This is a genomic window from Paratractidigestivibacter sp., from assembly GCF_052362415.1.
GTDB lineage: Bacteria > Actinomycetota > Coriobacteriia > Coriobacteriales > Atopobiaceae > Paratractidigestivibacter.
The window spans coordinates 1-355 of record NZ_DAWEMK010000098.1 but is presented as its reverse complement, the minus strand read 5'-3'; the positions used below and the strand labels follow the sequence as shown (position 1 = coordinate 355).

1 protein-coding gene is annotated in these 355 nt (G+C 66.2%); it reads right to left on the bottom strand.

Annotated features, from left to right (window positions below):
- The coding region (locus ACT84W_RS08700; protein WP_444328927.1) for a class I tRNA ligase family protein at positions 1–355 on the bottom strand (355 nt) is incomplete at both ends.

Genomic DNA, 355 nt, shown 5'->3' with positions numbered 1-355 from the left:
GTGCGCCGGCGTGACCTTGACGAAGCCGGTGCCGAAGTTGGCATCGACGTGCCAGTCGGAGAAGATCGGGATCTCGCGGTTGACGATGGGCAGCATGACCTTGGCGCCCACGAGCTTGGCCTTGGACTCGTCGGAAGGCGAGACCGCGATGCCGGTGTCGCCGAGCATGGTCTCGGGGCGGGTGGTGGCCACGGTCACGTACTCGACGCCGTCGACAGGCTCCACGAGCGGGTAGCGAAGGAACCAGAGGTGGCCCTTCTCGTCATGGTACTCGGCCTCGTCGTCGGAGATGGCGGTGCAGCAGTTGGGGCACCAGTTGACGATGCGCTTGCCGCGGTAGATCAGGCCGTCGTGG